The sequence below is a fragment of the Asticcacaulis sp. AC466 genome (assembly GCF_000495815.1).
Taxonomy (GTDB): Bacteria; Pseudomonadota; Alphaproteobacteria; order Caulobacterales; family Caulobacteraceae; genus Asticcacaulis.
The window spans coordinates 1-11,567 of the sequence record NZ_AWGE01000028.1 but is presented as its reverse complement, the minus strand read 5'-3'; the positions used below and the strand labels follow the sequence as shown (position 1 = coordinate 11,567).

9 protein-coding genes and 2 pseudogenes are annotated in these 11,567 nt (G+C 50.2%); 10 read left to right on the top strand and 1 reads right to left on the bottom strand.

Annotated features, from left to right (window positions below; translation table 11 throughout):
• The first annotated feature begins 25 nt into the window (after positions 1–25).
• From rfbC to AEAC466_RS44330, 9 genes are all read left to right on the top strand, one after another.
• A complete protein-coding gene (gene rfbC, locus AEAC466_RS42800; protein WP_369794557.1) occupies positions 26–679 on the top strand; it encodes a dTDP-4-dehydrorhamnose 3,5-epimerase in 654 nt (217 codons plus the stop codon).
• Positions 680–787: 108 nt separating this feature from the next.
• Positions 788–1,840: a dTDP-glucose 4,6-dehydratase gene (rfbB, locus tag AEAC466_RS42795; RefSeq protein ID WP_023460173.1), complete on the top strand. Its 1,053-nt coding sequence runs from the start codon at positions 788–790 to the stop codon at positions 1,838–1,840.
• Between the two features lie 3 nt (positions 1,841–1,843).
• On the top strand, positions 1,844–2,743 hold the full coding sequence (rfbD, locus tag AEAC466_RS42790; RefSeq protein WP_023460172.1) for a dTDP-4-dehydrorhamnose reductase: 900 nt from the start codon (positions 1,844–1,846) through the stop codon (positions 2,741–2,743).
• A complete protein-coding gene (rfbA, locus tag AEAC466_RS42785) occupies positions 2,743–3,612 on the top strand; it encodes a glucose-1-phosphate thymidylyltransferase RfbA (protein WP_023460171.1) in 870 nt (289 codons plus the stop codon). The genes rfbD and rfbA overlap by 1 nt, the downstream gene beginning before the upstream one ends.
• 122 nt (positions 3,613–3,734) lie before the next feature.
• Positions 3,735–4,424, top strand: a complete 690-nt coding sequence (locus AEAC466_RS42780; RefSeq protein ID WP_023460170.1) for an acylneuraminate cytidylyltransferase family protein — start codon at positions 3,735–3,737, stop codon at positions 4,422–4,424.
• A gap of 29 nt (positions 4,425–4,453) precedes the next feature.
• Entirely contained in the window at positions 4,454–6,487 is a 2,034-nt protein-coding gene (locus tag AEAC466_RS42775) for a hypothetical protein (protein ID WP_155913903.1), read from the top strand.
• A 162-nt stretch (positions 6,488–6,649) separates the two neighbouring features.
• Positions 6,650–7,480, top strand: coding sequence for a 2OG-Fe(II) oxygenase (locus tag AEAC466_RS42770; protein WP_031239610.1), 831 nt, complete (start codon positions 6,650–6,652; stop codon positions 7,478–7,480).
• Positions 7,481–7,562: 82 nt separating this feature from the next.
• Complete coding sequence (locus AEAC466_RS42765; protein WP_081714760.1) at positions 7,563–9,587, top strand: rhamnan synthesis F family protein; 2,025 nt, start codon at positions 7,563–7,565, stop codon at positions 9,585–9,587.
• An 8-nt stretch (positions 9,588–9,595) separates the two neighbouring features.
• Entirely contained in the window at positions 9,596–10,714 is a 1,119-nt protein-coding gene (locus tag AEAC466_RS44330; protein WP_155913901.1) for a glycosyltransferase, read from the top strand.
• 41 nt (positions 10,715–10,755) lie between these two features.
• On the opposite strand, the pseudogene AEAC466_RS42760 reads toward AEAC466_RS44330, so the two are convergent.
• Positions 10,756–11,011 (bottom strand): annotated as a pseudogene (locus tag AEAC466_RS42760) (transposase); the annotation flags it as partial.
• Between the two features lie 122 nt (positions 11,012–11,133).
• On the opposite strand from AEAC466_RS42760, the pseudogene AEAC466_RS42755 reads away from it, so the two are divergent.
• Positions 11,134–11,567, top strand: a pseudogene (locus AEAC466_RS42755) (transposase); the annotation flags it as partial.

The window sequence follows — 11,567 nt, the reverse complement described above, 5'->3', positions numbered from 1 at the left end:
AAAGTCGCGCGGCCGGCTACGGGTTATGCGACGAATTATACAGCTGTCCCCAACCTTCAACTTGAATTATCTGCCGACGATTGACTCGGAATCCCTTATCTTTCTAATACGCATAGATTTCAATACAGGACCTTCTATGCAGTTTGAAAGATTTGCCGTCTCCGGGCCCGCGCTTATTCAACCTAAGTTAATTGGTGATACGCGTGGCTATTTCATGGAGGCCTTCAAGGATGCCTGGTTTCGCGAACACATTGAAGACGTAACCTTCGTCCAAGATAATCAGTCGCTTTCGGCCCAAGTCGGCACGATTCGCGGCTTACATTATCAGACTGCACCGGTCGCGCAGGGCAAACTTGTCCGGTGTCTGAAGGGAGCCATATTCGACGTCGCCGTCGACATCCGCCCAGGATCGGATACCTTCGGACAGTGGATCGGCGCCACCCTTACGGCCGAAAAAGGCGAACAGTTATGGGTACCGGAAGGTTTTGCGCATGGCTTCTGTACGCTAGAGCCTGACACGGTTGTCTTCTACAAGGTCACGAACCCTTATTCGCATCCACATGATGCCGGTATCGCCTTCGATGATCCCGAAATCGGGATCGATTGGCCCATCGACATTTCAAAAGCCGTTCTTTCGGACAAAGATAAGGTGCAGCCTAAACTTGCGTCTTTGCGTTAGGCCATATACTGGGTGATTTATTGACGCCAGTTGGGGGGGCTTGGTAGGTTAAGACTGCGGGGGCAATCGGCCTGCTTAGGCACCAGTTTTTTGAGGGATGATTTATTAATGCGTATTCTGGTTACCGGTGGTGCCGGTTTTATTGGCTCGGCTCTGGTGCGCTATCTGGTTGGCGAGGTCGGTGCAGACGTTCTAAACGTCGACAAGCTAACCTATGCTGGCAACCTTGAATCGTTAGGGCCGATTGACGGCGCCAACAACTATCACTTCATACAGGCTGATATCTGCGATCGCGCGAAGATCAGTGAGATTATCGCAGGCTTCAAACCAGACCACATCATGCATCTGGCGGCCGAGAGCCATGTCGACCGCTCGATTACCGGCGCGAAGGATTTCGTCGAAACCAACGTGATGGGCACCTTCTCGATGCTGGAAGGGGCGCGTCATTACTGGAATTCGCTTGAAGGCGAGGCGAAGGCCAGATTCCGCTTTCTTCATGTCTCGACCGATGAGGTCTATGGTTCACTGGGTGAAACCGGGTTGTTTGAAGAAACCACGCCCTACGACCCGTCATCGCCCTATTCGGCGTCCAAGGCGGCTTCGGACCATTTGGCCAAGGCCTGGCACCGCACCTACGGCCTGCCGATTGTGGTATCCAACTGCTCCAACAATTACGGCCCGTATCATTTCCCCGAAAAGCTGATCCCGCTCAACATCATCAACGCCATGGAAGGCAAGGCCCTGACCGTTTACGGCGATGGCTCCAATATTCGCGACTGGCTCTATGTCGAGGATCATGCCCGCGCCCTGCATCTGATCTGCGCAAAGGGTCGCGTGGGTGAAACCTACAATGTGGGAGGCCGTAACGAGCGTAAGAATATCGACGTAGTGAAGCGGATCTGTGCCATCATGGACCAGTTGCGTCCGCAAAACGCCCCGCATGACAAGCTGATTACCTATGTTACCGATCGTCCCGGTCACGATCATCGTTACGCCATCGACGCCACCAAGCTGGAAGATGAACTGGGCTGGAAGGCGTTGGAAAACTTCGACAGCGGTATTGAAAAGACGGTGCGCTGGTATCTCGATAATGAAATCTGGTGGCGTCCCTTGCGCGGCGAAGTCTATACCGGTGAGCGCCTCGGCGTTTTGAAAGCCTAGACGATGCGCATTCTGGTAACCGGAAAGAACGGTCAGGTCGATACGGCCCTACAGGTCCTGGGCGATCAGCTAGGGCTAGAGATTATCCGCATCGGCCGACCTGAAGTCGACCTCGCTCAGACAGATACAATCGAGGACGCGGTCCGCGCTGCCCGTCCGGATGTTATTATCTCTTCTGCCGCCTATACGGCCGTCGATAAGGCGGAAGCAGAACCCGAGCTTGCGCAGGCAATCAATGGCGACGCCGCCGGCGAGCTGGCGCGGCTCGCCAAAAACCTGAACATCCCTATCCTCCACCTGTCGACAGACTATGTATTCGCTGGCGACAAGGACGGCGTTTACGACGAGAACGACGCGCCAGCTCCGGTCAGCGTTTATGGCAAGACCAAGCTGTCGGGTGAGCAGCAGATCGCTGCACAAACCGACAATCATGTCATTCTGCGCACGGCCTGGGTCTATTCACCCTATGGCAATAATTTCGTCAAAACCATGTTGCGCCTTGGAGAGACGCGCGACGCGCTGAGCGTTGTCGCGGATCAACATGGCTGCCCGACCTATGCGCCTGAGATTGCGCGGGCCCTGTTGGCCATTGCGCAGCAGGTCGCCATCGACCTCGACCCCACCATCCGCGGCACATTTCATCTGACGGGACAGGGTGCAACGACATGGGCAGCCTTCGCCTCCGCGATTTTCGCCGGCGCCGTCCAGCGTGGCCGCAAGGATGTGCAAGTGAACCCCATCACCACGGCAGAGTATCCAACACCGGCCTCACGCCCCACAAACTCCCGCCTTAATGGTGACAAACTCAACGCCATCTATGGCCTGCAGCTCGATCCGTGGGAAATATCGCTTGCCGATTGCCTGGATAATTTAATCAACGTTCCAATTAAGGACCCATCCTGATGAAGGGTATCATTCTTGCCGGTGGCAGCGGTACGCGTCTGCATCCCATGACAATTGGTGTCTCTAAGCAGATGATGCCTGTCTACGATAAGCCGATGATCTATTATCCCCTATCGACCCTTATGATGGCTGGGATACGTGATGTTCTCATAATCTCGACTCCCCACGACTTGCCTTTGTTTCAGAAACTGCTCGGTACGGGTGAGCAGTGGGGTATTAAGCTGAACTATGCCGAACAGCCAAGCCCAGACGGGCTAGCACAGGCCTATATTATAGGTGCTGACTTCGTGGCCGGGTCGCCTTCGTGCCTGATCCTCGGTGACAACATTTATTACGGTTCATCACTATCCAGCTTCCTTGAAGAATCGGCGTCAATTACATCAGGCGCCAGCGTATTCGCCTATCAAGTATCTGACCCCGAAAGATATGGCGTCGTAGAGTTTGATAAAAACTTCAAGGCCTTATCGGTTGAAGAAAAGCCGACAAAACCGCGCTCAAATTGGGCAATTACCGGCCTTTATTTCTACGATCACCAAGTGGTTGACATTGCGGCCAATCTCAAACCCTCCGAGAGAGGCGAGTATGAAATTACCGATGTGAACCGTGTCTATCTGCAACAAGGCGAGCTGAGCGTCAAACCCATTGGCCGCGGCTACGCGTGGCTTGATACCGGCACGCCTGACAGCCTTCTCGATGCGGCCGAATTTGTTCGTGTATTAGAAAAGCGGCAGGGCTTTAAAATAGCGTGCCCAGAGGAAATCGCATGGCGAAGAGGCTTTATCACCGATGAGCAGCTAGCAATGGTGGCAGCTAAACTCGGCAAAAGTGATTACGGAAAATATTTGAGCAAATGTCTTTCCACATATTAAAAATATAAGAAAGCGACTTCTGATTGGGATGCAAGTCTCGCATGCGACAGATGAGCAAAATCAAACCGTGAACCATCTCGAACACTAGTTTTTAGTGGGTTCACTGGCAGCTGGGAGTCTTTATGAAAATCTTTGGGTATATTCCAGCGAGATTGGGGAGTGAGCGCCTCAAGCAGAAAAACCTCAAACTCCTAAATGGCGCTCCTCTGGTTAGCTACGCCTGCGAGGAGATGCTGAAGGTTGAAAATGTTGACTGGTTTTGCTTGAACACCGAGGCCGAGGAAATTGCTGAAGTCGGACGCTCGAAGGGAATAGACGTATATAAGCGTGATGCGAGCTTAGCTGAATCCCACGTCAAAACCGACGATATCGTTATCGATTTTGTTCGACAGAACCCTTGCGATATCGTTGTCCTCGTCAACCCCACAGCCCCCATGCTTAGACACCAGACAGTGGCGGCTTTCGTAGAGCAATTCAAATCTACCTCGCCCAGTGCGATGTTCAGCTGTTCGTCGATAAAGCGACATGCGCTTTTTAAAGGGCAACCCCTGAATTTCGAATTGGGAAAGAAGAGTCCGAGGACACAAGACCTCGAACCGGTCAAAATAATCGATTTCGTTATCTGCGCCTTCGACGTTAAGCAGGCACTCCAAAATTACGATCTCCACGGCTCTTTTTTGTATAGAGGTCAAATAGACTACTTTGACATACCTGAAGCGGAAGCTATTGATATAGATACAGATATCGAGTTCAAAATTGCCGATATTTTATTAAAGAAAAAATTGTCTTCAGAGATTCAAAATTTTTCTTGAACTGGCAGATCTCAGCGGAAGGTTATACCATGACATCATTTGCCATTACGTGTTGTTACCTAGAGCAACACGATGAAATATATAAGATTTTCTCAGAGATAGGCATTCAGCTTCTTGAGGACGGAATCGAACTTATTGTGGTCGGCAATTGGACCGAGCCTCCCGATTATCCGGGCTTTCACGCCGTTGTCTTACCGTTCTTGCTGTCAGAGCAGGGACGAGATTATTACAATTTTTACGCCGCAAGCAAACTACCTATGTCGATCGATGCTGACGCGGAATTCGCAGCCATAGACCAGCAGTGGGGGCCATCGGCTCAAGGCTTGGAGTTTAACTATTTTCTGCAACGTGCCGTCGCTTTCTGGCAAACCATTTTTGAGATATTGTCGCCCGTAGCTGTCTTGCCCTGGGGCGTGACCGCTCCTGTCTCTCGCGTGATGCTGAGAATGGCTCAAATACGCCAGATTCCTGCGTATATTATTGAGCGTGGCTACCTAGAAGACACCGTTATGCTTAGCGCGTCCGGGCAAACCGCTCTGAGCCCTTCGACATATGCGCCAGATCTCGTACTAAAAGCCAAAGATCTCGCATACCCCAAAAAAGACTGGGAGCGTATCAAGACCTATTATTCCATCAAGGAATCTGATCGCTACCAGCAGAATAACATACTCATTTCAGAAGACAGGCTGCACCAGTTTGCAAATTTGAACGGCCCTGTTTTTCTATATATTGGCAGTAACGATAGAGGGAGTGGGCTAAGCTTCCATCACCACGCTCTTGGCGAAAAAAACAGCCCTGCCTTTGAAAGCTCGAAAGAGGCCCTCGAAGAGGTATGCGTTTGCCTGAAACGCGTATATCCAGATTGCACACTGATATACAAACCCCATCCCGCGACAAAGTTCGAAATTGAAGCTGATGATTTAACCATAATCAACGCCTCAGATGTGAAGCTGACGCAACTCATAGACTATGCTGACGTCGTTATAAACTTGTCGTCGGGCTCACAGTTCCACACGATCCTGCAAGAAAAGCCGCTCGTCACACTAGCAAACTCCTTTCTGACGGGGCGCTCTGTGGCGTATGAAGTTCACACATTAGATGATATCGAAACGCAGCTGAGCCTCGCGGTCACTCGCACAGGACTTGAAGAACGCCTCGCGCGCGGTCGGGCGCTCATGGTCCAGCTCTATGATCGGTATCTTTACGGCACTAAACCCACTACACCAACACGCTTATTTACCAGCGATATTACCGAAGTGATAAAGCGGTATAAAAATTATGTTCCAAAAAAAGATCAGAAATTTGTCAATAACATAGATGAATTTCGCGCGTTTTTGGACGGGTCCTACAGCAAGAATTCGTGGAAGTATCGTGAAGATTATTTGAATTCAATAATTCAGATCGGGCACGAGGAGCGCGATGAACTTAGGCGAACAAACCAAAATTTACGCGAAGAGGCCGACCGCCTATTTGAAGAGCAGAAGCAATATGCCGTACAAAAGGCAACCCTTTCCGAAGAGATAGAGGTCCTGAAAAGGAGCCTGGCAGAATCAGATGGCGAGCATGACGCGCGCATTCAAGATCTTCATACCCAGCGTTCGACGCTGGAAAGTCAGCTCGTTTTACTTAATGAGACGCTTGCGGCCGAAAACGACCTTGCCGCAGAAAGGATCCGACAGGCTGACCAAAACGTCGCGGTCGCTCAAGCCGAAAGTGCCAAACTCGCTGCAGACATTGAAGACCTGGCCAGACAAAAAGCCGCCGAAAAGGAGAAACTAGCGGACGAAATCGATCAGTTGACAAAACAACACACAGGTGAACTTGCGAAACTTGCCGAAGAAATTGGTGAGTTAACGAAACAGCATATCGTCGAAATCACCACCTTGAAACAAGGCTTTCATGACACACTCGCCGAGGTCAATGGCCGCCTCATGCAGACGTTAGAAAAGTATAAGGAACTTGAGCAACACGCGAAAAACACCGACCACATACTTGATATGTACCGGCTGGGTTCTCCCACGCAATATGCCATATGGGGAACATTAAGGAGCAAACGCCCCTGAAGTAAGGACCAACAATATCTCGACTGAGACATTTCGTCGCTAAAGGGTTCAATCACGGTTGGAGTGGGGTAAAAAGCTAATTAATCCCAGCCTGGCTATTGCCTCGGGCGGGTTGCAAGGCTAACCATAAAATATCGACATATTTACCTAAGGATCGGATCGATGGGTGGCGTAGAGCTTGTAGAACAAACTGACATTGACACGGGGAACATAAGCCTCAAAGCCAGAGATTTTATTCTCCAGAATGTTGCGTCCTTCAGAAACGCTATGCCTTTTAATCACCTTGTTGTAGACGATTTTTTTACGGAATCTGCTGCAAGGGACTTGTCTGCCGAATTTCCGCCCTATGACTCGCCGAGCTGGTATTTTTACAAAAACAGCATCGAGAATAAGAAGGCGCTGAACAATTGGAATGAGTTCCCGTCAAAGACATACAAGGCCTTCACTGAGCTCAATTCACAGTCTACAGTTCAGCTCGTAAGCGCTCTGACCGGTCTGCCTCTTTACGAAGATAAAGGGCTGAATGGTGGCGGATGGCACATTCACGGCGTGGGTGGTAATCTTAATCCGCACCTTGACTACTCAATCCATCCAAAGCTTGGCCTGCAACGGAAAGTCAATATCATCATTTATCTTGGCGAGGAGATGAAGCCTGAATACGGTGGGCATCTTGGCCTTTGGAAGCATGATGGCCAAAACAATCAGCCCGGCGAACTAGCGCTCGAAATTGAGCCGAAATTCAACCGAGCCGTTATTTTCGACACCACCCAAAACTCCTGGCACGGCATGTCTCGCCCCCTGGCGCAGCCTGAGGGTGTATGTCGTAAAAGTCTTGCAATCTACTATCTGTGCGAACCGCCAAAGGGTACCGATCCCAGGGGGCGGGCTTTGTTTGCTGCGCGCGAAAATCAGCAGGGCGATCCCGAAATTGCGGCGTTGATCCGCGCGCGCGCTGACGTCGAACTTTCGAAGACTGTCTATCAAGGCGAATGAGGTCTTCCCTTGTCTCGTATTGCCTCTGAGAACAGGCGTTCCATTCACAATCCTTAAGCTCAAGACCGCACAGTAATCTAGAATGTCGAACTCCAAAAGCACGCCAAACAAGACGTCTGCCTCTGAAAGGGCTGAGCGAGCAAAAGCCAGTCCTGCCAGAAGCTCTGCCGTGAAGGTTACGTCAACCAATCTTCACAACGAAAATATGGTTGCGGACAAAGCTACGCAGTTAAAGCGTGCATCCACGACCAAGCCAAAGAGTCAAAGTTCTCTCGCAGAAGCAAAGCAGACATCGTCTGTGGACATCAACGATTTACTGCGCAAAGTCCAGGAACAGGATGCAACCATTGCCCGATTGAAACAAAATTTCGATCAGCAAGCCCTCACCTTGAATAGCTACAAGTCGGAGTTGCGTGCGGCCAACTCGAAATGCAGCAACATTAGCGCACGATACGATACGGTCGCTGCCCAAAACTATGCCATCCTAAATTCGCGTACCTGGAAGGCGACCGCCTGGCTGCGCAAAGTGGTCAGCGCCTTCATCATGGCGGCCCGCAAAGCTAAGCTGTTAGCAAGCCACAGCAAAAATCATAACGAAGCTATTGAAAAAGCAGAAGTATTAGCCAATTCACACATGTTCGATCCCCACTATGTGTGCAAGCAATTAAACATTACCAGCAACAATCGCCTAGAGGTTGCTCGCCTATTTTACACCAGCGATAGAACTAAAAATTTACACCCGAGCCCACTGTTCGACTGTGAATATTATAAGACCAAGAACAAGTTAACAAGGCAAGACGATGCCATTGAGCACTTTTTAACGATCGGCGCTAAAGAACATCTACCAACCCACAGGCTCTTTGACAATGAGTGGTATATTCGTGCGCTGCCGGAGGCAGCAGACGCTCCCGATCTGATAACGCATTATTTCGAAGTGGGTCGCAAGATTGGTATTACGCCCGTTGACCCTTCGCGAGTAGCCATTTCGCCTCTCATTGAAAGGCTGTTCTTCTATGATTTAGATACGCCTGAGGCCAAAGAGTTTGACGCTCTCATCTATGTCGGCATGAACGGTGACCTGGCGCATTTGCCTGAGGCGGACTTGCGCCACCACTTTGATCATCACGCGAAATATGAAAACCGCATCGGCACAGCCGTAGACTTATTCAATTTCCTCGACTGCTATCCGCACGAAATACCAATCGATTTTAATCCTGCCGAATACGCCGCAATACATCTGGATTTGGCTGAGCTCTACCAAAATCGTCCCCTGGAACTTATGCGACATTATTTGAAGCATGGCGTTGCTGAAGGCCGTCCGTATAACTTGTCGGATCTCTTCGGAGACTACAAGCCTACAGAACGCGTATTCTCAGAGAGTAGCCTGCAACATATGGGGGAGAGAACGCCTCTGTGTGTCATTATGCATATGTATTACACGGACATGTGGGATGAGTTGTCGGGTTACCTCAAAAACATTACCCTTCCGTTTGATCTCTACATCAACTTGGTGGACACGACCTGGAACACAACAATAATCAGTGAAATTCGAGCTTTTAAGCCCGATGCGCGCATATATATATCTGCCAACAAGGGACGCGATATCGGCGGTTTCTGGCGGTTGATGGACTCGACTAAATTCGATCAGTATCTTTCTTTTGCTATTCTTCATGCCAAAAAAAGCCCCCATGTCGCCGACACCATCGTTACCACTTGGAAAAGTGACCTTCTAAGCGCAATATTGGGATCAGAAGACATAGTAAGGCAGAACATTGCCGCCATGATTGAGGACCCTAAGATTGGCATCATAGGTTCGGCAAAGTGGCGCAACACTGACGTAGCCAGCAATTCGAAAACCTATGAAGACGCGATGGATTTCTACAATATTTCTGAAGAAAATCGCGATTGTGAGTACGTATCAGGCACGATGATGATTGTGCGCTCTGAAATTATGAAGGCTATTTATATGCCTTTAAAAGATTATGATTTTGAAGACTGCGACGCGAAGTCGTTAAGCTTCCACATGGACGGTCAAATGGCACATTCTATCGAGCGCCTATATGGCAATATTATGAAAGAACTCGGCTACGAGTTCCTTTGGCGATAGGGTGTAAAATGAAAATACTTTTCGTGCTTCACGATCTGAGTCTTACAGGCGCCCCTAAATTGGGACTGCAAATCGCAACTGTGTTCGCAGAAACGCACAACGTCACTTTGGTTTCGAAGAAGGCGGGTCCGCTGAGCGAACAGATCGACAGGTCGAAAATCAAAGATGTGATTATTACCGACACAAGTCACGAGATTAAAGACAGCCCAGTTAATGACAGAGTGGATTCTGCCGTCGAACTTATCAAGACGAAAAAGCCCGATCTTATTTATGTGAACTCAATTGCCGCTGCCGACTGGGTTCTAGCGGCTGTAGAGACAAATACTCGAGTGGTTTTGCACACTCACGAAATGAGCAAGGAGATCATGTCTCTCTTGCGACGCCGCATTTTTAGGCCCGAGGACATCCACCGGGCGGACTATATCGTTGCTGCCTCTGAAGAATGCTTAAAGGACGCCATCGATATTTTTAGACTGGACGTATCGAAATCCGAAAACTTTAGTGTTTGCGTAGACATTGACGCCGTAAGACAGAGTGCCGCGATGGATATGCCGTTTTTGCCCAAGCGGCACGACGGCCAGGCCTTAGGCTTTGACAAGAAGATTGTCGCGATGTGCGGATTGGCGTGTCTTAGAAAAGGCTCGGACATCTTTTACACAGCGGCTAAACTTATGCCCGAGATTGATTTCTTATGGGTCGGCCCGTGGGATGACAAGGCAGCGATAAACGCCAACACCGCACTAGCCCTCAATGAAGGCGCTCCCTTAGACAACCTCTATTGGACAAATACAACCGCAAACCCCTATGCTTTCATCGCCCGATCTGACTTCTTTTTTCTGACCTCGCGCGAAGACCCTAACCCGTTGGTTGTCCCGGAGGCCTTGTTACTGAATTTACCTACCGCGAGCTTTACAGCATGTGGTGGCTCTCACGAGTGGACGCGACGGTTCGGTTTTGCCTTATCGGGAGAAACAGACACTCTCCGTATGGTCGCGTTTTTGAAGCGTTACTTCGCGACTGCCTCCTATCGCCACGATAGGAGCTATACAAAAGATTTGCTGCCCCTTCTGGATTTGCGTACGAAGGCAAAAGGACTTCTTGATACTATAATCAAGACTGCGGCATGAAAAGCAGCCTTTCGTTCGTCACTCGCGAAGTAGGCTGCGGCTTTTTTTAATATGTCACGCTCAGCTTTGAGTTTTGCTACCTCCTTGCGCAAGCGATCAATCTCAAGCTGTTCCGGCGTCATTTGTCCCTTGCCGGGGAAGGCTTCTGTCGGATCGGCTGAAATGCCTTCACCACTTGCGAAGAACCGCCGCATGGACATCCAAATCGCGGGATGCCAGCGTGACCGAGACGCCGCGATCTGTGACCAATCTGACAGCCTCGATCTTAAACTCGCGGCTGAACTTTCTCTTTTCCATATGAACCTCCAGTTCGATGAACACCCTTTTCTTGGTGTCCGTCAAACCGGCAGTAGTGAGGTGGTCCCGGAAAATCGGACAAGGTGCTAAGCTTGTGTCGTTCTCTGTAAAGGATGAGACATATGACAGGCAAACGCACGAAGTATTCGGGTGATTTTAAAGCGAAGGTGGCGCTGGAAGCGATCAAAGGCGAGATGACCTTGGCGCAACTGGCAGCCAAGCACGGCGTTCACCAGACGCTGATCAATAGCTGGAAACGGCAGGCCATTGAGAATATGGCGTCGGCGTTTTCGGGCAAGGCCGAGCAGGCTCAGGCAGATCGGGAATCCGAGGTCGAAAAGCTTCACGCGAAGATCGGCCAGTTATTGGTGGAGCGAGATTTTTTGCGCAAAGCCTCCGGTCGCTTAGTGCCGGGCGGAGGCGAGAGATGATCGATCCGAAACATCCGACCCTGTCGGTGAAACGCCAATGCCAGTTGGTCTCGATCAGCCGGTCGTGTTTCTACGGCGGCCGGCAGGGCGAGAACGTTTTGAACCTCACCTTGATGCGGCTCATT